Source organism: Nonomuraea sp. NEAU-A123 (genome assembly GCF_018603905.1).
GTDB lineage: Bacteria > Actinomycetota > Actinomycetes > Streptosporangiales > Streptosporangiaceae > Nonomuraea.
Map to the genome: position 1 here is coordinate 52,345 of NZ_JAHFZZ010000014.1, position 20,640 is coordinate 72,984.

Sequence of the window (20,640 nt, forward strand, 5' to 3'; positions counted from 1 at the left end):
CGATGAGCACCGCAGCCGCCGCCCGCCCGCCTCGCCTGCTCGCGCGCCTCGTCTGGCCTGTCGTGATAGTGGCCGTCCTGGTCGCCATGGCCATGGACACCAGGTTCCTGTCCGGAAAAGAGGTCACCGCGCTCAACCCCGCGGAGTTCAACGCCAAGGACTTCGCCGCCGCCCAGTACCCCAAGATCGTGAGCGCCGTCGAGGCGAAGGCCGTGGACCTCAAGGAGGTCGCCACCGCGGTCGCCGACGACCCCGAGGCCGCCGGCAAGAAGTACGGCAACATCGCGGGCACCGACAAGTACGCGATCCCGGTGCGCTTCACCGGCAAGGTCACCGAGGCCGAAGCGGGTCTGCTCACCGTCGACGTGGCGGGGCTGCCCAAAGGCAGCGTGGTCCGCGTCGCGGTGGGCCAGGCCGCCAACGGCACGGCCCTGCGCGACGTCCCCGGCACCCTCAAGTTCAAGGACTTCCAGAACCAGACCGACTACCAGCAGGTCGCCAACGAGCTGAAGGCCAAGGTGCTCGCGGACGTGGCCGGCAAGGTCGACGTCGCCGCGGCGCGGGGCGCGAAGGCGTCGGTGGTCGCCGTCTACGTCACCAACACCGGCCCGGAGGGCAGCTACCTCGTCACGCCGGTCAAGATCGAGGTGGCGGGCTGATGTTCCGGGAAGCCGCGAGCCCCGACCGGTCCGACGTCGTCCTGCGGGCGGTGGACATCACCAAGCACTACGGCGCGACGCAGGCCCTCAAAGGGGTCAACTTCGAGGTGCACCGGGGCAAGGTCACCGTCCTGTTCGGTGAGAACGGGGCCGGCAAGTCGACGCTGATGAAGATCATCGCCGGTGTCGAATCCCCGACCTCGGGACACCTCGAACTCGATGGGGAGCGGATCGAGCTGAGCTCGCCCAATCAGGCGGTCGAGCGGGGCATCTCGATCATCCATCAGGAGCTCAACCTCTGCCCGAACATGAGCGTGCGCGACAACATCTTCATCGGCCGCGAGCGCAGGGGCCTGTTCGGCACGGTGGACTACCGCGGTGAGCGCAAGGTCGTGCAGCGGCTCATGGAGCGGCTCGAGGAGGACATCGACCCCAACACCCTCGTCGCCGACCTCCGCATCGGGCAGCAGCAGATCGTCGAGATCGCCCGCGCCCTCGCGCTGGACGCCCGCATCCTGATCATGGACGAGCCCACCTCCGCGCTCAGCGCCCCGGAGGCCGAGGTCCTCTTCAAGGTCATCAAGGACCTCACCGGCAACGGGGTCGCGATCGTCTACATCTCCCACCACCTGGAGGAGGCGATCGAGATCTCCGATCACGCGGTCGTGTTCCGCGACGGCGAGCTGGTGGCCACCGCGGACGCGGCCGACATCGACTTGTCCTGGGTCGTCGGCAAGATGGTCGGGCGGGCCGCCGAGTACGACTTCCGCGACGCGGAGCGCGACCGCGGTGACGTCGCGCTGAGCATCCGCAACCTCAAAGTCGTCGACGCCACCGGGGAGGGCCGCCTCGCGGTCAACGACGTCTCGCTGGACGTCAGGTACGGCGAGATCGTCTGCCTGTACGGCCTCATGGGCGCCGGCCGGACCGAGCTGGTCGAGGCCCTGGCCGGCCGTGGGGGGATAGCCTCCGGCCGAGTCGAGCTCGGTGGCCGGGACCTCTCCGGCACGTCCATCGCCGAGCGGATCGACCTCGGCATCGGCCTCGTCCCCGAGGACCGGCAGCGTGACGGGCTGGTCCAGTCGATGTCCGTCGGCCAGAACCTGTCCCTGTCGAGCCTGCTGGAGCTGACGCGATCCTTCGTCGTCTCCAGCTTCATCTCCCGTGGACGCGAGGCCGCCCGGATCAGGGACGGGATCTCCGAGGTCCGGGTGAAGACCGCCGGTCCCGCCGCGCCGATCACGTCGCTGAGCGGCGGGAACCAGCAGAAAGTGGTGATCGGCAAGATGCTGCTCACCGGCCCGAAGGTGCTCCTTCTCGACGAGCCGACCCGTGGCATCGACGTCGGCGCCAAGGGCGAGATCTTCTCCCTGCTCTTCCGCGAGGCGCGCAAGGGCCTCGCGGTCCTCTACGTGACCAGTGAGATCGGCGAGGCGATCACCGCGTCGCATCGCATCGTCGTGATGTCCAAGGGCCGCGTCATCCGGGAGTTCGACCCGCGCACGGCCTCACGTGAAGAGATCATGGCCGCCTCAGGAGAATCCGAGGTCGGCATCCAGCCGATGGGAACCGCCAGTGAGTGAGTTGAGCCAGGCCGCCGTGAAAGCGACGGCGCCGCGCGCCCTCCGCAAGATCAACACCAGGGCCCTGATGATCGAGGGGCGCGCGCTGCTCGCGCTGCTCCTCATCGTGGTCGTCTTCTCGCTGCTGTCGCCCAACTTCCTCAGCGCCGACAACCTCATCGTCATGACCCGGCACGTCGCGATGAACGCGATCCTGGCGATCGGGATGCTCCTGGTGATCCTCAACGGCGGCATCGACCTGTCGGTCGGCTCGATCGTCGGCCTGTCCGGCGTCATCGCCGGCATGCTGCTCGAAGGACTCAAGCTCAACAGCCTCGACCTCTTCGTCTACCCCGCCGTCTGGGTCGTGATCGTCGTCTCCCTCGGCGTCGGGACCCTCGCCGGGTGGGTCAACGGGGTGGTGGTGACCCGGCTCAAGGTCGCGCCGTTCATCGCGACGCTCGGCATGCTGTACGTCGCCCGCGGCATCGCGCTCCTGATCACGAACGGCACCCCGTTCTCCAAGCTCAATGGGCAGGCGGGGCTGGGCAACACCGGCTTCCTCACCTTCCTCAAGAGCTCGCCTCTCGGGCTGCCCATGCCGGTCTGGGCGATGATCCTGTTCGCCGTGGTGTTCGCGGTGGTGCTCAGCAAGAGCCCGTTCGGCCGCTGGCTGTACGCGACCGGCGGGAACGAGCGCGCGGCCGAGCTGTCCGGCGTCCCGGTCAAGAAGGTCAAGACCCGCATCTACGTCCTGTCCGGGCTGTGCGCGGCGGCCGTCGGCCTGCTCCTGACGGCCGATCTGTCCTCGGCCACCCCGGCGGCAGGCGAGTTCTTCGAGCTCAACGCCATCGCCGCCGTGGTGATCGGCGGCGCCGCGCTCTCGGGCGGCCGCGGCACGATCCGCGGCACCCTCATCGGCGCCTTCGTCATCGGCTTCCTCGTGGACGGCCTCGTCCTCGTCGGGGTCTCCCAGTTCTGGCAGCAGATCATCAAGGGCGCCGTGATCATCATCGCGGTCGCGCTGGACCAGCTCCAGCAGACCCTCCAGAAGCGCCGGTCGGCCAAGGCCGCGCTGTCACCCCCCAAGCCGTCGGAGCGCATGACCGCCCCGGTGTGACCCGACGTACCCCGGACGGCTCGCTGCGCGCCGTCTGCACTACCAGTGTTCGCGAAAGGCTCCACATGTTCCGAAAGATCGCCGCCATAGCAGCGACCGGTGTGATGGCACTCGGCCTCGCCGCCTGCGGCTCCTCAGGCTCCGATTCCGCCTCGAGCTCCGCCAAGAGCGCCGCACCCGCCTCGGCCGGCGCGTCCCAGGGCGGGACCATCGCCGTCATCACGGTGGACCTGGCCAACTCCTACTGGCAGGCGGAGGCGAACACCGCCAAGGCCGAGATCGAGAAGGCCGGCTTCCAGGCCACGGTCAACGCCCACGGGGCCGATCCCGACAAGCAGAACCAGCTGATCGACACCGCCATCAGCAACAAGGTCAAGGCCATCATCCTCGACCCGGCCGGTGCCGACGAGTCCGTGGCCGCCGTCCAGAAGGCGACCGACGCCGGCATCCCGGTGCTGCTGGTGAACGCCGAGATCTCCAAGCAGGGGATCGCCAAGTCGCAGATCATCTCCAACAACGCCCAGGGCGCCACGATCGGCGCCGAGGCCTGGGTGAAGGCGATGGACGGCAAGGGCAAGTACGTCGAGCTGTTCGGCAACCCGACCGACAACAACGCCAAGGTGCGCTCCGACGGCTACGCGGCCGTCATCTCCGCCTACCCCGACCTCAAGAAGGTCGGCCAGGAGACGGCGAACTGGGACCGCGCCCAGGGCAAGGACAAGATGGAGGGCCTGCTGGCCGCCCACCCCGACATCACCGGCGTCATCGCCGGCAACGACGAGATGGCCCTCGGCGCGATCGAGGCCCTCACCGACGCCAAGAAGATCAACAAGGTGAAGGTGCTCGGCTTCGACGGGAACGCCGACGCGGTCGAGGCGGTGCGCGCCGGGACCATGGTGGCCACGGTGCTCCAGCCCATCGTCCAGGGGACGACGAACGCCGTCGCCCAGGCCGTCGAGTACCTCAAGAGCGGCAAGACCGGCGTCGCCGACGAGAAGCAGAGCATCGACTGCGTGCTCATCACCAAGGACAACGTCGACAAGTACAAGGCGCCGTTCGTCATGGACAAGTGAGCGCGCCTGGAATCCAGTATCCCTACTATCTGCCAGAAAGGGCCCGATAGCGCATGCCGAACGGCCAGCTCAGCCCGGCGGGGCGCGCGGAAGCGCTGGCCCGACTCGCCCGCACGGAGTACGACGTCCTCGTCATAGGCGGCGGCGTCACCGGAGCCGGGGCCGCCCTGGACGCGGCCACCCGCGGGCTGGCCGTCGCCCTCGTCGAGATGCGTGACTACGCGGCCGGCACGTCCAGCCGATCGGGCAAGCTCATTCACGGCGGTCTCCGCTACCTGGAGCGGTTCGACTTCGGCCTCGTGCGCGAGTCGCTGCGCGAGCGCAGGCTGCTGCTGAAGGACATCGCGCCGCACCTGGTGAAGCCCATCCGCTTCCTCTACCCGCTCCGCCGGCGGCTCTGGGAGCGCGCCTACGTGGGCGCGGGTCTCCTGCTCTACGACACCCTGGGCGGCGCCGGTGCCGTTCCCCGCCACCGGCACCTGTCCCGCGGCGCGGTGCGGCGCCTCGCGCCCGGTGTCAAGCAGAGCGGGCTGATCGGCGCGATCACGTTCTACGACACCCAGGTCGACGACTCGCGCCACACCCTGGAACTCGTACGCACCGCGGCGGCTCACGGCGCGGAGGTCGCCTCCGCCGTCAAGGTCGTCGGGCTGACCAGGTCCGGCGGCGCCGTCCGCGGCGCGGAGGTACAGGACCTGGAGACCGGAGAGACCTTCACCATCCGCGCCAGGCACGTGGTCAACGCCGCCGGCGTCTGGACCGACGGGCTGGCGAGGCTCGCGGGCGGCAGGCCCGGCTTCACGGTGAAAGCCTCCAAGGGCGTCCACATCATGGTGCCGCGGGAGCGGATCCGCAGCGACGTCTCGCTCTTCGTCCGCGCCGAGGACAGCGTCCTGTTCGTACGGAGCTGGGGCCGCCACTGGCTGATCGGCACCACGGACACGGCGTGGACGGCCGGGCTCGACCATCCGGCGGCGACCTCGACCGACATCGACTACCTGCTGCGCAACGTGAACGCCGTGCTGGAGACCGAGCTCGGCCGGGACGACGTCGACGGCGTCTTCGTCGGCCTCCGCCCCCTCATCCACGGCGAGGCCGGCACCACCAGCAAGCTCAGCCGGGAGCACGCGGTGGAGACCTCCGTCCCGGGGTTCACCACGATCGCGGGCGGCAAGTACACCACTTACCGGATCATGGCCAAGGACGCGATCGACGAGGCGGTGAAGGGACTCGGCCGAGAGGCGCCCCCGTCGCGGACCCAGAGCGTCCCCCTGATCGGCGCCGTCGGCTACGCCGAGACCAGGGCGCGCGCGGCCGGCCTCGCCGCGTCCGGCGGCCTCACTCCGGAGCAGACCGACCACCTCCTCGGTCGCTACGGCTCGCTGACCGAGGACCTGATCGCCATGATCGTCGAACGGCCCGAACTCGGGCGGCCCATCGACGGCGCGCCGGACTACCTGCTCGCCGAGGCGGTCTACGCCGTGACGCATGAGGGCGCGCTGCACCTCGACGACGTTCTGACCCGCCGTACCCACATCGCGATCGAGACGCACGATCGGGGTGCCGCCGCCGCGCGCGCGGTCGCCCCGGTGATGGGCGCGGCGCTCGGCTGGGATGCCGAGCGGGTGCGGAAGGAGCTCGACTTCTCCCTCGCCCGGATCGAGGCGGAACTGGCCGCCCAGCGGCTCCCCGACGACGAGTCGGCAGTGGCCGCCCGCGAGGTCGTCAGGGACCCCCGGCTTCGCGTGGCCGACGGTGATCGACTATGACGAATCCTGAAACTGTCCCCCACGCCGAAAGAGCCCCCGTGCGAAAGAACAAGGCTCGCCAGAACCAGATCGCCGACCTCATCCTGGGGGAGGGGTCGATGACGGCGCAGGAACTCGCGGAGATGTTCGGCGTCAGCGTCATGACGATTCACCGTGACCTCGACGAGCTCGAGCGGCAGGGCGTCCTGCGCAAGGCGCGCGGCGTCGCGACCGCCCTGCCGAGCGGGGTGTTCGAGGCCCGCGTGGCGTTCCGGCACGCGACCGCCATCGAGCACAAGCGCCGGATCGCCCAGGCGGCGCTGCGCCACGTCGAACCCGGCATGTCCGTGATGCTCGACGACTCCACGACGGTCCTGCACATGGTCCCCGGCCTCGCGGAGTACGCGCCGCTGCACGTCGCCACGAACTTCATGGCCGCGCTCAAGGATCTGACCGCCCTGCCGGACATCCGCGTCATCGGGATCGGCGGCGACTATGACCCGCTGCACGACTCCTTCCAGGGCATGCACGCCATCGAGGTCATCAAGGCCATTCACGCCGACGTGCTGTTCATGTCCACCTCGGCCGTCGCGGCCGGCCACGCCTACCACCAGGAGGAGCGCATCGTGGCGTTCAAGCGGGCGATGATCGGGTCCGCCTCGGTGCGCTACCTGCTGGTGGACAGCAGCAAGCTGGACAAGACCGCGCTGCACGGGCTGGCTCCCCTGTCCGTCTTCGACCTAGTGATCACCGACTCCGAGGCGAGCCCGCAGGCGCTCGACGCCCTTGAGGCGGCCGGAGCGACCGTGGAGGTGGCCTCATGACCCATGCCCAGACCATCGAGGGGGTCGTCTTCGACCTGGACGGTGTGATCATCGAGAGCGAGCACCTCTGGGAGGAGGTCTGGCGCGACTTCTCCGAATCCCGAGGGCGCCCGTGGGAGCTGTCCGACACCCTGGCCGTCCAGGGCATGAGCTCGATCGAGTGGGCCGGCTACCTCGCCGGCCATGTCGGCGCCCCCGGCGACGCGGACGTGGCCCGCGACTACTGCGTGGACGGTCTGGTCAGCCGCATCCGGCGCGGTGAGGCCGAGCTGCTCCCCGGCGCCAGAGAGCTGGTCACCAGCGTGAGCGCCCGCGTCCCCATCGCGCTGGCCTCGTCGGCCGCCCGCCGGGCCATCGACGCGGTGCTCCACCATCACGACCTGGCCGGCCTGTTCACCGCGACCGTGTCGAGCGAGGAGGTGCCTCGCGGCAAGCCGAGCCCCGACGTCTACCTCGAGGCCGTCGCCCTGCTCGGGATCAGCCCCGGCAACGGCCTCGCCGTGGAGGACTCCAGCAACGGCATCCGGGCCGCGTACGCCGCCGGCCTGCTCGTCGTCGGGATTCCGAACGCCACGTACCCGCCCAAACCGGATGCGGCGGCGCTGGCAGACCACCTTGCCGCCGATCACGTCGACGCGCGCGAGTTCATCCTCGCGCAGTTGCCGGAGGGAGTACGCCAGTGACCAAGATCTACAACGATCCCGCCGACTTCAAGAACGAGGTCATCAACGGGTTCGCCCTCGCCTACCCGGACTACGTCCGCCAGGTGCCCGGAGCCTCCGGTTTCATCCGGTCCGGCGGCCCGCGCGCGGGCAAGGTCAGCCTGGTCGTCGGCGGTGGATCGGGTCACTACCCGTCCTACTCGGGGGTGACCGGCGTCGGGTTCGCCGACGGAGCCGTGCTCGGCGACGTCTTCACCTCGCCCTCGGCCGAGCAGGTCTACCGGGTCGCGCGCGCCGCGCACGGCGGCGCCGGCCTGGTCCTGGCCTTCGGCAACTACGCCGGTGACCGGCTGAACTTCGCCGCCGCCGCCGATCGCCTGCGCGCGGAAGGCGTCGACGTCCGCATCGTGTACGTGACCGACGACATCGCCTCCGCCACCGCCACCGAGGTGGACAAGCGGCGCGGCATCGCCGGCACGTTCACCGTCTACAAGGTCGGAGGGGCCGCCGCGGAGCGCGGCGACGATCTCGACACGGTGGAGCGGATCATGCGCGCGGCCAACGCCCGCACGTTCTCGTTCGGCGTGGCCTTCGCCGGCTGCACGTTCCCGGGGCAGTCCGGCCCGCTGTTCGCCGTGGCCGAGCGGACGATGGACTTCGGGCTGGGCATCCACGGCGAGCCCGGTGTCCGATCCGACGCCTGGATGCCCGCGTCGAAGATCGCCGCCGCGCTGGTGGAGCCGCTCCTCGCCGAACGTCCGGCGGGCGCCCGCCGCGCCGCCGTGCTCCTCAACGGCCTCGGGGCCACCAAGTACGAGGAGCTGTTCCTGCTCTGGAGCAACGTGTGGCCGCTGCTCGCCGACGCCGGTGTCGAGCCGGTCATGCCGGAGGTCGGCGAGCTGGTCACGAGCCTGGACATGGCCGGCTGCTCGCTCTCGATCACCTGGCTGGACGACGAGCTGGACGAGCTCTGGCGGGCCCCGGCGCAGACACCCGCCTTCCGCCGGGGCGGCGTCCGCGCCTTCGAACGCGCCGAGACCTTCGGACGTTACGTGCCTCCGGGACAGGCCGTCGTGGCGGGCGTCGCGGACGAGCAGGCCGGCCCCGAGTCGGAGCGCGCCGCCGCCGTGGTCCGGGACGCGCTGCGCGCGATGACCGCCGTCGTGGTCGAGCACGAGGACGAGCTGGCGCGGATCGACGCGGTCGCCGGCGACGGCGACCACGGCTCCGGCATGGTTCGCGGGTCGCGCGCCGCCCTGTCGGCCGCCGAGGCGGCCAGGGGAGGCGTCGAGACCGTGCTCGCCGCCGCCGCGAGCGCCTTCGGTGACCGGGCCGGTGGCACCTCCGGGGTGCTGTGGGGCCTGTTCCTGCGCACGATCGGGGAGTCCCTCGGCGACGTCGAGCCCGTCGACCCGGCGCGGCTCGCGCGGGCCGTACGGCGGGGCGCGGCGGCGATGAAGGACTTCGGCGGGGCCGAACTCGGCGACAAGACCATGCTCGACGCGCTCTTCCCGTTCGTCGACGCCCTCGACGCGAACCTCGCCGGGGGCGCCGCGCTCGCCGACGCGTGGGCCGCCGCGGCCCGGTCCGCGGTCGAGGCGGCCGTCGCCACCTCGCGGCTCGTGCCCAGGATCGGCCGGGCCCGGCCCCTGGCCAAACGGAGCGTCGGGTCCCCGGACGCCGGCGCGACCTCTATGGGCCTCATCCTCACCGCCGTCGGCGACGTGCTCGCCCGGCACAGCGGCTGAGCCCGACCGCAAGAACGTACGAAGGAGACGACTGTCCATGGTTTCCAAGCACTGGCGGATGGCGATCGGTTGTGACGTAGCCGGGCTCGCCTACAAGGAGTTGATCCTCGCGGATCTGCAGGCCGACGACCGCGTGGAGTCGGTCCGCGACCTCGGTGTCCCCGCGTCGGATCCGGAGAGCGAGTCCTACGGTGAGGTCGGCATCAGGCTCGCCGAGCTCGTCGCGGCGGGAGAGATCGACAGGGGGGTGCTGATCTGCGGCACCGGCATCGGCATGGCCATCAGCGCCAACAAGGTGCCCGGCGTGCGCGCCACGGTCGCGCACGACTCCTTCAGCGCCGAGCGGTCGATCCTGTCCAACGACTGCCAGGTGCTCACGCTCGGCCAGCGCGTGATCGGGCCCGAGCTGGCCCGCCGCCTGGTCAAGGAGTGGCTCGGCTACGAGTTCGACAGCTCCTCCCCGTCGAATGAGAAGGTCGTGGTCATCACCCGCTACGAGGAACGCACCGCGAGCTAGGGATCCCTCCCCGGAGATCAGCGCGGTCACGAAGGAGCGAGAAGCATGGCCATCCTGTGCGTCGACGCGGGCACCACCATGGTCAAGGCCGTGATGTTCGACGACGAGGGCCGCGAGCTGCAGGTCGCCCGCCAGGCGACGCAGGTCCGGCGACCGTCCCCGGGCTTCAGCGAGCAGGACATGTACGGCGTCTGGGACGCGGTCGTGTACACCGTCCGGTCCGTCGTCCACGGGTGCCGCGAGCCGGTGCGGATGCTCGCGTTCACCGGGCAGGGGGACGGATGCTGGCTGGTGGGACCCGACGGCCGCCCCACGGGCCCGGCCATTCTGTGGAACGACGGGCGCGCCGCCGACATCATCGACCGCTGGGAGGCCGGCGGAGTGCTCGACGACGCCTTCCGGATCAACGGCAACTACGGCTTCGCCGGCACGTCCGGTGCCATCCTGAAGTGGCTGCGGACCAACGACCGGGAGCGGCTCGACGCCTCCCACAAGGCGCTGTACTGCGGCGGCTGGCTGTTCCTGCGGCTCACCGGCGAGTACGCGGTCGAGGAGTCCGACGCCGCCTCGCCGTTCCTCGACATCCGCGGACGCACCTACTCACCCGAGATCCTCGACCTCCTCGACATGCCCTGGGCTGAACGCCTCCTGCCCGGCGTCCGCGGCGCCGGCGACCGGATCGGCGAGCTGCAGGCTCTGGCGGCGGCGGAGCTGCGGCTCCCGGCCGGGCTGCCGGTGGTCATGGCGCCGTTCGACATCCCGGCCACGGCGCTCGGCATCGGAGCCGTCACCCCGGGACAGACCTGCACGATCCTCGGGACCACCCTGTCCACCGGGACACCCGTCGCCGCAGTCGACACCTCCGGCACGCCGGCCGGGATGACCCTGCCCTCCGGAGCGCCGGGCGGATATCTGCGCTCCCTCGCGGCCATGGCCGGGGTCGAGGCCATCGGCTGGGGGATGAAGCTCATCGGCCTGGACAAGCCCAACTGGATCTCCGACCTCGCGCAGACCACCGATCCCGGCGCGGGCGGCATCTTCTTCCACCCGTACCTCAGTCCCGCGGGCGAGCGCGCCCCGTTCCGGGACACCCGGGCCCGCGGCTCGATGAGCGGGCTGTCCTTCGAGCACACCCGGTCCCACATCGCGCGCGCCATGCTGGAAGGGATGAGCTACGTCGTCCGCGAATGCCTGGAGTTCTCGGGTACCCGCGCCACGGAGCTGCGGATCACGGGTGGCGGCGCGAACAGCGACTTCTGGTGCCAACTGCTCGCCGACATCACCGGCGTGCCCACGATGCGGTCCACCGACTCCGAGATCGGGGCCAAGGGCGCGTTCGTCACCGCGCTCGTCGCCTCCGGCGCCGTGCCCTCCGTACGGGCCGCGGTGGAACGGCACGTGGTGCCGCGCGACGTCTTCGAGCCCGACGCGCGGCGGTCCGCGCTGTACGACGACCTGTACGGGGACTTCCTGGCCATCCGCGACGGGGTGATGAACAACTGGGACCGGCTGGCCGTGTCCCGGGCCCGATACCAGGCGCCCGACCCGGTCCCCTGGGAGGACCCCGGCCCAGTCGTTCTCGCCTGAGCGACTACCCGAGATAGCCGCCCATGGTGCGGAAGTAGTCGGTGGCCGCGTGCTCGACGCCGTCCGGCGTCCGCAGCCGTCTCACCACCAGCCCGCGCCGCTGCCCCTTCCGGGCGTCCGAGCCGGAGACGATGGTCACGCCGTCCCCCTCCCGGATGAAGATCCGTCCTGGGGTGCCGCCGTAGCGGGCCTGCGACACCGCGGCCGACAGGATCTCGATCCGCTCGCCGCGATGGTGGGTGAAGGCGTTCGGGTACGGGTCCGACTGGGCGCGGATCAGCCGCTCCAGGTCCTCCGCCGGCCAGTTCCAGTCGATCCGGCCGTCGTCGACCGACCGTTTGTGGAAGAAGCTGGCTTCGGCGCGGTCCTGGGGGACCCAGCGCGCCCGGCCGGAGGCGATCAGGTCCAGCGACTCCCGCACGATCGGTTCGATCAGGTCCACCGTCCGGTGGAAGAGGTCGGTCGCGGTGTCGTCCTCCCGCACGGGCACGGCCCGTTGCAGCAGAATGTCGCCCGCGTCCAGCTCGGCGTTCATGCGGTGCGCGGTGACGCCGACCTCCCGCTCGCCATTGATCAGGGCCCAGATCAGCGGTGAGAAGCCCGCGTACGCCGGCAGCAGCGAGTCGTGGACATTGAGCGTGCCGTGCGGCGGAAGGTCGAAGATCTCCGGCGGCAGCCAGGTCCGCCAGTTGTTGGCGACGATGATGTCCGGCGCGGCGTCCTTGAGCGTCCGGATGAGCTCGGCGTCGTCGGGCCGGTTGCGTAGCAGCACCGGTACGTCGTGCTCGGCCGCGAGCTCCGCGACCGAGTCGTCCCAGATCTTCTCGTAGGCGTGCTCGCTCTTGGGATGGGTGACGGCGAGGATCACGTCATGCCCGGAGTCGAGCAGGGCACGCAGCGTCCGATGACCCCAGGTCTGGTACCCGAACATGACCACTCGCATGATCGACCCTCTCCTTCATGATTATTGAAAGGTTAGCCTAACCTTATCTACTATGACCACGATGAGGGAGGCGATGCCGCGGTGGACACACTGCCGAGTGGGCCGGACAGCATCTACGACATCCTGGGAGTAGGTTTCGGGCCATCCAACCTGGCGCTGGCCATAGCCGTTGACGAGCACAACGCACGGGTTCCGGAAGCGGACCGGCTCCGCGCCGGGTTCCTGGAGAAGCAGCCCGCCTTCGGCTGGCACCGGGGGATGCTGCTCGACGACGCCACCATGCAGGTGTCGTTCCTGAAGGACCTGGTCACCATGCGTGATCCGGCGAGCGACTTCAGCTTCCTGTGCTACCTGAAGGAGCGCGGCAGGCTGGTGGACTTTCTCAACCACAAGACGCTGTTCCCGTTACGGATCGACTTCCACGGCTACTTCGAGTGGGCCGCGGCCCGCATGCGCGACGTGGTCGAGTACTCCGCCGAGGTCGTGTCCATCGAGCCGGTCGTCACCGACGACGGAGAGGTCCGCCTGTTCGACGTGATCAGCCGCGACCCCGCCGACCCGGATCGCCTCATCGTCCGCCGGACCCGCAACATCTGCGTCGCCACCGGCCTCGAACCGCACCTGCCGCCGGGCGCCGCCCTGTCGGACCGGGTGTGGCACAACAGCGAGCTGATCCCGCGCGTGGCCGCCCTCACCGAGGCCGGTGTCCCGGTGCGCCGGATCCTGGTGCTCGGGGCCGGGCAGAGCGCGGCCGAGACGGCCGACTATCTCCACCGGACCTTCACCGGGGCGGAGGTGTGCGCGGTGTTCGCCAAGTACGGCTACACCCCCGCCGACGACAGCCCCTTCGCGAACCGGATCTTCGACCCCGAAGCCGTCGACACCTTCTTCCAGGCTCCGGCCCCGGTCAAGCAGGCGCTCTACGAATACCACCGCGGCACCAACTACTCGGTGGTCGACATGGACCTCATCGAGTCCCTGTACGCGACCATGTACCGCGAGAAGGTCCAGGGCAACGAACGCCTGCGCATCCTCAAGGTCTCGCGCATCAGGGACGTCGACGTCGTGGGCGACCGCCTGGACGTCACGGTGGAGTTCCTGCCCACCGGCGAGCGGGAGGTGCTGGCCACGGACATCCTGGTGCACGCCACCGGCTACCGCCCTCAGGACCTCGGCTCCGTGCTCGGCGAGACGGCCAAGCTCTGCCTGCGGGACGAAGAGGACGAGGTACGGATCGGCCGCGACTACCGGGTCGAGGTGCCCTGGCACGTGTCCGCGGGCATCTACGTACAGGGGGCCAGTGAGCACACCCACGGCATCACCTCGACGCTGCTGTCCACCACGGCAGTCCGCGCCGGCGAGATCCGCGACTCCCTGCTCGCCAACCGCGCACGAGCCACGAGCTAGTGGTAGCCCTGCGCTTACGTCCGGGACAGGCGGAGCAGGCGGTGACCGGCGGCGTCGCCGCGACCAACGCGGGCCGGAGCGCGTGGCTGGCGGTGTGCGTGGCGCTGCTGGCCGCCGCCTGCGTCCTGAGCATCGTGATCGGCACCAAGAACATCGCGCCGGCCACGGTCTGGGACGCCTTCGCCCACTTCACCAACACCGACGACCAGGCACTCGTCCGCGAGCTGCGCGTCCCCAGGACCGCGCTGGGCCTGCTCGTCGGCGCGGCGCTGGGCATCTCGGGCGCGGTCCTCCAGGCCGTGACCCGCAACCCGCTGGCCGACACCCAGATCCTCGGCATCAACGCGGGCGCGGGCCTGTTCGTGGTCTTCGCGATCGGGGTGCTGGGGCTGACCGGCATCTGGTCGTACGTGTGGTTCGCCTTCCTCGGGAGTGCCGTGGCGATGGTCCTGGTGTACGCCCTGGGCTCGGCGGGGCGCAGGGGCGCGACGCCGGTCCAGCTCACGCTCGCCGGTGTGGCGCTCGGCGCGGTCATGGAGGGCGTCTCGGCCGGGATCCGGCTGCTGAAGCCGCGGGCGTTCGACTACCTGCGGTTCTGGGACGTCGGCACCCTGGCGGGCCGGCCGCTGTCGATCGCGGGAGCCGTGGCGCCGTTCGTCGTGGCAGGGCTGGTCCTGGCGCTGGCCGTCGCGCGTTCGCTCAACGCCATCGCTCTGGGCGACGATCTCGCCCGGTCCCTGGGGACGAACATCGGCCGGGCGCGGGCGCTGTCCATGGTCTCGGTGACCCTGCTGGCGGGAGCGGCGACGGCGGCGGTCGGGCCGATCGGGTTCGTCGGGCTGATGGTGCCGCATGCCGCTCGCTGGATCGTCGGGCCGGACCAGCGCTGGATCTTCGCCTACACGGTGGTCTGCGCGCCGATTCTGATGCTCGCCGCCGACGTCGTCGGGCGGGTCGTGATCCGGCCGGCCGAGCTGCAGGTGGGGATCGTGACGGCGTTCGTCGGCGCCCCGGTGCTGATCTGGCTGATCCGCCGCAGAACGGTGAGCGGGCCATGAAGCGGGTTCTGGGCTCCGAGCTGGATTTCGGCAGGCGGGTCGTGGTCGTGCGTGGCGAGGCGCTGTCTCTGCGGCTCGGCGTGCGTACCGGGATCATCTGCGCGGTGCTCGGCCTGGTCGCTCTCGCGGTGGGCGTGCTGGCTCTCGGCACCGGTGAGTTCGAGGTGCCCGTGGGGGAGGTGGTCCGCGTCCTGCTGGGCGGTGAGCAGGGCCCCGCCCGGCTGGTGGTCGTGGAGTGGCGGCTGCCGCGGGTGCTGCTGTCCCTGATCATCGGGATGGCCCTGGGGCTGAGCGGTGCCGTGTTCCAGTCGTTGATGCGTAATCCGCTGGGCAGCCCCGACGTGATCGGGTTCAACACCGGGGCGTACACCGGGGTGCTCGTCACGATGATGTTCGTGGGCCGCGACTACTACCAGACGGCCGCGGGCGCGCTGGTGGGCGGCCTGCTCGCCGCCGCGGTGGTCTACCTGCTCGCGTACCGGAAGGGCGTGCAGGGGTTCCGGCTGATCATCGTGGGGATCGCGGTCGGCGCGGTGCTCGGGGCGGCCAACCAGTGGTTCGTCATCAAGGTGAACCTGCAGACCGCCGTCGCGGCCGCGATCTGGGGACAGGGCAGCCTGAACACCCTGAACTGGGACCAGGTCCTGCCCGTGGCCGCCTCGGTCGCGCTGCTGACCGCGCTCCTGGTGGCCCTCGGGCCGCGCCTGTCCCTGCTGGCGATGGGGGACGACGCCGCCGCGGCGCTCGGCGTCCGCGCGGAGCGGTCCCGCCTGGCGTACCTCGTCATCGGGGTCGCGTTGACGGCGGTGGCGACCGCGGCCGCCGGGCCGATCTCGTTCGTCGCGCTCGCCGTCCCGCAGCTCGCCCGCCTGCTGACGCGTACGGCCGGCATCGCGCTGGTGCCGTCCGCGGTCACGGGCGCGCTGCTGCTGGCCACGAGCGACTGGCTCGCGCAGCGGGCCTTCGCCCCCACCCAGCTCCCGGTCGGCATCGTCACGGTGTCGCTGGGTGGCGTCTACTTCGCCTGGCTGCTGGCCGCGCACGCACGAAGCCGATGAGGAGAGGAATCATGCGCCTGAGTGCCCGGGACATCACCGTGGGCTACGGTCGCCGGCCGATCAGCGAACACCTGAGCGTGGACGTGCCCGACGGGCGGTTCACCGTGATCGTCGGGCCGAACGCGTGCGGCAAGTCCACCCTGCTCAGGGCGCTGTCACGGCTGCTCAAGCCGGACGCCGGGCAGGTGGTGCTGGACGGCAAGGACATCCACGCCTATCCGGCCAAGGAGGTCGCCCGGCGACTCGGTCTGCTGCCGCAGTCGTCGATCGCGCCCGACGGCATCACCGCGGCCGACCTGGTGGCCCGCGGCCGGTACCCCTACCAGAAGCTGATCAGGCAGTGGTCCGCCGAGGACGAGGCCGCCGTGGTGGCCGCGATGACGGCGACCGGCGTTCTCGACCTCTCGGGCCGGCTGGTGGACACGCTGTCCGGCGGGCAGCGCCAGCGGGTCTGGGTCGCGATGGTGCTCGCCCAGCAGACCCCGATCGTGCTGCTCGACGAGCCCACCACGTTCCTCGACATCGGCCACCAGATCGAGCTGCTCGAACTGTGCCGGCGCCTGAACCGCGAACACCGCAACACCACCGTCGCCGTGCTGCACGACCTCAACCAGGCCTGCCGGTACGCCGACCACATCATCGCCATGAAAGCGGGCGCCGTCGTCGCGCGGGGCGACCCCAAGACGATCATCACCGCCGAGCTGATCGAGGACGTGTTCGGCCTGCCCTGCCGGATCATCGACGACCCGGAGACGCACACGCCCCTGGTCATCCCGCGATCCCAGCCCATCCCCTATGCCGAGGAGGCACAGTGTCCGACAACCCCTTCGACGACGAGAACGGCACCTTCTACGTCCTGGTGAACGACGAGGAGCAGCACTCCCTGTGGCCGACCTTCAAGGAGGTGCCGGCCGGCTGGCGGATCGTCTTCGGTGACGGCGGTCAGAGCAAGCGGCAGGAGTGCCTGGACTACGTCGACCAGAACTGGACGGACCTGCGTCCCAAGAGCCTGCGCGAGAGCATGGCCCACGCTTCGGTGCAGGTGAACGACAGCTGAACGCGTCAGCGGCAGCGCGGCCCTGGACGGGTTGGCGCATCCTTCTACGTACGGTGACCCGCAACCGGCGGCGGCTGGGCCTGGGAACCGGTCTCATCAGCCTCCACCAGGTGTGCGAGTCACTCGTGCCGATCTTCATCGGGGTCATCGTCGACCGGGCCATCGGTCCCGGCGACGGCGGCGCGCTGGTGTTCTGGGTGGCGGCTCTGGCGGTGCTGTTCGTCGTGCTGACGACGGTGTACCGGTTCGGGGCCCGGCAGCTCATGCTCGCCATCGCGGTGGAGGCCCACACGCTCCGGGTCGAGGTCGCGGCGAAGATCATGCATCCGCGTGGCATCCGTACCGACCAGCGCGCCGGCGACCTGCTCACCGTCTCGACCACCGACACGGACAACACCTCGTACCTGCTGGACTACGTACCGCGCATCGCCGGTGCGGTGACGGCGACGGTGGTGAGCGCCGTCGCGCTGCTCGTGATCGACGTCCGGCTCGGGCTGGCCGTCCTCGTCGGAACGCCCGTGGTGCTCCTCGCGCTGCAGGCGGGTACGCCGCTGATCACCAAGCGGGTGACCGAGCAGCAGGAACGCGCGGCCGAGGCCACGTCACTGGCGACCGACCTGGTCAGCGGGCTGCGCCCGCTGCGCGGCATCGGCGCCGAGGAGGCGGCCGCCCAGCGTTACCGGGAGGTCAGCAGGCGTTCGCTGCGGGCCGTCGTCCGGGCGGCCCGCACCCAGGGCGTGTACGCGGCCGCCTCGACGGTCTGCGGCGCGCTGCTGGCCTGCGGCATCGCGATCCTGGCCGGATGGTTCGCGCTGAACGGGCGGATCAGCGCCGGGGAGCTCATCACCGTCATCGGGCTCGCCCAGTTCCTGATGGAACCGATAGGGCTGCTGGCCATCGTCCCGAGCTGGGTCGCCGAGGCGCGGGCGTCGGCCGAACGGGTGGCCGTCGTCCTGGCCGCGGACCCGCTGGTGCCCGAGGGCATCGAGGAACTCGCCGCCGGAGCGCCCGGACTGGAGGTGCGCGCGCTCAGGTACGGCACGCTCGAGGGGGTGGACCTGGACGTGCGCCCCGGCGAGTTCGTGGGCGTGGCGGCACACCGCGCCGCCGACGGGGAGGCGCTGGTCAAGCTCCTTTCGGGGCGGGTGGCGCCGGAGGAGTACGACGGCCAGATCCTCGTCGGCGGCCGGCAACTGGCCCGCGTCCGGCTGGCGCAGGTCCGCCGGACGATGCTGGTCGAACCCCATCACACGGACCTGTTCACCGGCACGATCAGAGACAACGTCACCGCCGGCGCACCACCGAAGCCCCTGACCGAGGACTCGCCAGATCGGGCCCTGCTGGCGGGGGTTCTGGTTGCCTCGGCGGCTGACCAGGTGCTCTCCGCGCATCCCGACGGCCTGGAGCACCTCGTCACCGAGCGGGGTGCCAGCCTGTCGGGCGGACAACGGCAACGGGTCGCGCTGGCCCGGGCGCTGATGGCCCGGCCACCGATCCTCGTACTGCACGACCCGACGACGGCCGTGGACGCCGTCACCGAACACGCGATCGCCCAAGGCGTACGGGCGCTGCGACACCCACCGGACGAGACGGAACCGTTCACCACCGTCGTGATCACGAGCAGCCCCGCGATGCTGGCCGTCACGGACCGGGTCGTCGTCATCGACGGCGGCCGGGTGGTCGCCGAAGGCGCCCACGCCGAACTGGCCGCGACAGACAGGAACTACAACCGGGCGGTGCTGAGATGACCGAACCAGCCGGCGACGACACAGCCGCAGAACTCGACCGCGAGCCGCCCCCGATCGCCGCCGCGCCGGACCGCGAGCTGCTGCCGATCGCGGGCGCGCGCCTGACGTGGTCGTGGTTGTGGCGCGAGCTGCGCGGCAGGTGGCCGAACCTCACTTTCGCGCTGCTCGTGGGCCTGCTGGGAGCGGTCGCCTCCGTGGTCCCGGCCTACGCGCTGGGCGCGCTCGTGGACCGGGTGCGGGAGCACGCACCCGGCTCCGCGATCGTGCCCATCACGATCGTGATCACCGTCGCCGCCGTGGTCGGAGGTGTGACCACCGGCCTGGCCACGTACCTGATCGGCCGGTTGTGCGGGCAGATCCTCGCGGTGCTGCGGGAGGCGACCGTGGCCCGGGCACTGACCCTCCCGGCCACGACGCTCGAACGCACCGGCAAGGGCGACCTGCTCTCGCGGGTGGGCACGGACGCGGCGTCGATCGGCAAGGCCGCCTCCGACGTGATCCCCACGATGATCTCGGCGTTCCTGCTGGGCGTCCTGAGCGTCGCCGCGATGGCCGGGATCGACTGGCGGCTGGGGCTGGCCGGTGCGGTCGCGGTGCCGTTGTACGCGCTGGCCCTGCGGTGGTACCTGCCGCGGGCGGCGCCCCAGTACGCCAGGGAGCGGCGGGCGGTGGCGGACTCCTCGCAGCTCCTGGTCGAGAACATGCAGGGCGTCCGTACGGTGCACGCCTACCGCCTGGAGCAGGCCCGCCTGCACGACATCGGGATCGCCTCCGGGCGGGCCCGTGACATCTCGGTGGCGGTCTTCACGCTGTTCACCCGCTTCGTCGGGCGGGTCAACCGGGCGGAGTTCTTCGGCCTGGCCGCGATCCTGGTGACCGGGTTCCTGCTGGTGCGCGGCGGGTCTGTCACGGTCGGCGAGAGCGCGGCCGCCGCGGTCCTCTTCCACCGCCTGTTCAACCCGATCGCGATGCTGCTGTTCACCTTCGACGAGGTACAGGCGGCGGGCGCGAGCCTGGCCCGCCTCGTCGGGGTGGTCGAGCTCACCCCGACGCCGCGCCCGGTCACCGGCGACGACCCGGACCGAGAGCCGCCCGTGCCGGTGGACGGATCGTTGGAGCTGTCCGGCGTGCGCTTCAGCTATGACGGCCAGGTCGATGTGCTCGATGGGGTGAGCGTCCAGGTCGCGGCGGGTGCGCGGGTGGCGCTGGTCGGATCCACGGGGGCGGGCAAGTCCACCCTCGCCGCCATCGCGGCCGGGATCCTGCGCCCAGGCCACGGCGAGGCGCGCGTCGGCGGCGTGCCGCTGGCGGAGCTCGCTCCGGCCGATCTGCGCGGGCGGGTGGCGATCGTCACCCAGGAGACGCACGTCTTCGCCGGGCCGCTGATCGAGGACCTGCGCCTGGCCCGGCCGGGAGCCTCCCCGGACGAGGCCGCCGAGGCGCTGGCCACCGTCGGCGCCCTCGAGTGGGCCCAGGGCCTCCCCGACGGCCTCGACACGGTGGTCGGCGAAGGCGGTCACGAGCTCACCGCGGCCCAGGCCCAGCAACTCGCCCTCGCCCGGCTGGTCCTCGTGAACCCCGCGATCGCCGTCCTTGACGAGGCCACGGCGGAGGCGGGCAGCCTGGGCGCCCGTGACATCGAGGCATCCGCCGCCGCGGCGACGAGGGGACGGACCACCCTGATCGTCGCCCACCGCCTCACCCAGGCGGCCTCGGCCGACCGGGTGATCGTCCTCGAACACGGCCGGGTCGTCGAGGAGGGGCCACACCACGAGCTGGTCGCCACCGGCGGCCGGTACGCCGAACTGTGGCGGGCCTGGGAGACGCGTACACCCACTTCCCCATCTAGTAAGGCTAGGCTAACCTAAG

Annotated in this window: 18 protein-coding genes; 17 read left to right on the top strand and 1 reads right to left on the bottom strand. The window is 71.0% G+C overall.

Annotated elements, in window-relative coordinates:
• Positions 1-2: 2 nt before the first annotated feature.
• The 10 genes from KLK06_RS36790 to KLK06_RS36835 all read left to right on the top strand — a co-directional run bounded on the left by KLK06_RS36790 (position 3) and on the right by KLK06_RS36835 (position 11,500).
• On the top strand, positions 3-659 hold the full coding sequence (locus KLK06_RS36790) for a DUF2291 family protein (RefSeq protein WP_214640253.1): 657 nt from the start codon (positions 3-5) through the stop codon (positions 657-659).
• Positions 659-2,242, top strand: coding sequence for a sugar ABC transporter ATP-binding protein (locus KLK06_RS36795; protein ID WP_214640254.1), 1,584 nt, complete (start codon positions 659-661; stop codon positions 2,240-2,242). Before KLK06_RS36790 ends, KLK06_RS36795 begins: the two co-directional genes overlap by 1 nt.
• Positions 2,235-3,341 (top strand): ABC transporter permease, encoded by a 1,107-nt coding sequence (locus tag KLK06_RS36800; protein ID WP_308168611.1) that lies wholly within the window; start codon positions 2,235-2,237, stop codon positions 3,339-3,341. The genes KLK06_RS36795 and KLK06_RS36800 overlap by 8 nt, the downstream gene beginning before the upstream one ends.
• A 65-nt stretch (positions 3,342-3,406) precedes the next feature.
• The gene (locus KLK06_RS36805; RefSeq protein ID WP_250906605.1) at positions 3,407-4,414 is read left to right on the top strand and encodes a D-ribose ABC transporter substrate-binding protein; all 1,008 of its coding nucleotides are present in this window, start codon (positions 3,407-3,409) and stop codon (positions 4,412-4,414) included.
• Positions 4,415-4,467: 53 nt separating this feature from the next.
• On the top strand, positions 4,468-6,183 hold the full coding sequence (locus KLK06_RS36810; RefSeq protein WP_214640255.1) for a glycerol-3-phosphate dehydrogenase/oxidase: 1,716 nt from the start codon (positions 4,468-4,470) through the stop codon (positions 6,181-6,183).
• 38 nt (positions 6,184-6,221) lie between these two features.
• A complete protein-coding gene (locus tag KLK06_RS36815) occupies positions 6,222-6,986 on the top strand; it encodes a DeoR/GlpR family DNA-binding transcription regulator (RefSeq protein WP_308168612.1) in 765 nt (254 codons plus the stop codon).
• Positions 6,983-7,669, top strand: a complete 687-nt coding sequence (locus tag KLK06_RS36820) for an HAD family phosphatase (protein WP_214640257.1) — start codon at positions 6,983-6,985, stop codon at positions 7,667-7,669. Before KLK06_RS36815 ends, KLK06_RS36820 begins: the two co-directional genes overlap by 4 nt.
• Positions 7,666-9,396 (top strand): dihydroxyacetone kinase family protein, encoded by a 1,731-nt coding sequence (locus KLK06_RS36825; RefSeq protein WP_214640258.1) that lies wholly within the window; start codon positions 7,666-7,668, stop codon positions 9,394-9,396. Before KLK06_RS36820 ends, KLK06_RS36825 begins: the two co-directional genes overlap by 4 nt.
• 37 nt (positions 9,397-9,433) lie before the next feature.
• Positions 9,434-9,913 carry an RpiB/LacA/LacB family sugar-phosphate isomerase gene (locus KLK06_RS36830; RefSeq protein WP_214640259.1) on the top strand — a complete coding sequence of 160 codons (480 nt, stop codon included), beginning with the start codon at positions 9,434-9,436 and terminating at the stop codon, positions 9,911-9,913.
• 45 nt (positions 9,914-9,958) lie between these two features.
• Positions 9,959-11,500 carry an FGGY-family carbohydrate kinase gene (locus tag KLK06_RS36835; protein WP_214640260.1) on the top strand — a complete coding sequence of 514 codons (1,542 nt, stop codon included), beginning with the start codon at positions 9,959-9,961 and terminating at the stop codon, positions 11,498-11,500.
• Between the two features lie 4 nt (positions 11,501-11,504).
• Here KLK06_RS36835 and KLK06_RS36840 read toward each other — a convergent pair whose 3' ends face one another.
• Positions 11,505-12,443, bottom strand: a complete 939-nt coding sequence (locus tag KLK06_RS36840) for a methionyl-tRNA formyltransferase (protein ID WP_214640261.1) — start codon at positions 12,441-12,443, stop codon at positions 11,505-11,507.
• Positions 12,444-12,524: 81 nt separating this feature from the next.
• Here KLK06_RS36840 and KLK06_RS36845 point away from each other — a divergent pair, with 81 nt between their 5' ends.
• Genes KLK06_RS36845 through KLK06_RS36875 form a run of 7 tightly spaced genes read left to right on the top strand, consistent with a single transcriptional unit; the run spans position 12,525 to position 20,639 of the window.
• Entirely contained in the window at positions 12,525-13,850 is a 1,326-nt protein-coding gene (locus tag KLK06_RS36845; protein ID WP_214640262.1) for a lysine N(6)-hydroxylase/L-ornithine N(5)-oxygenase family protein, read from the top strand.
• A 41-nt stretch (positions 13,851-13,891) separates the two neighbouring features.
• Entirely contained in the window at positions 13,892-14,908 is a 1,017-nt protein-coding gene (locus KLK06_RS36850) for an iron chelate uptake ABC transporter family permease subunit (RefSeq protein ID WP_308168613.1), read from the top strand.
• Positions 14,905-15,966, top strand: coding sequence for an iron chelate uptake ABC transporter family permease subunit (locus tag KLK06_RS36855; protein ID WP_214640263.1), 1,062 nt, complete (start codon positions 14,905-14,907; stop codon positions 15,964-15,966). The genes KLK06_RS36850 and KLK06_RS36855 overlap by 4 nt, the downstream gene beginning before the upstream one ends.
• A gap of 11 nt (positions 15,967-15,977) precedes the next feature.
• Entirely contained in the window at positions 15,978-16,829 is an 852-nt protein-coding gene (locus KLK06_RS36860) for an ABC transporter ATP-binding protein (protein ID WP_250906606.1), read from the top strand.
• Positions 16,778-17,023 (top strand): MbtH family protein, encoded by a 246-nt coding sequence (locus KLK06_RS36865; RefSeq protein WP_214640265.1) that lies wholly within the window; start codon positions 16,778-16,780, stop codon positions 17,021-17,023. Before KLK06_RS36860 ends, KLK06_RS36865 begins: the two co-directional genes overlap by 52 nt.
• Before the next feature lie 53 nt (positions 17,024-17,076).
• On the top strand, positions 17,077-18,771 hold the full coding sequence (locus tag KLK06_RS36870) for an ABC transporter ATP-binding protein (protein WP_308168614.1): 1,695 nt from the start codon (positions 17,077-17,079) through the stop codon (positions 18,769-18,771).
• On the top strand, positions 18,768-20,639 hold the full coding sequence (locus tag KLK06_RS36875; protein WP_214640266.1) for an ABC transporter ATP-binding protein: 1,872 nt from the start codon (positions 18,768-18,770) through the stop codon (positions 20,637-20,639). Before KLK06_RS36870 ends, KLK06_RS36875 begins: the two co-directional genes overlap by 4 nt.
• Position 20,640: the final 1 nt, after the last annotated feature.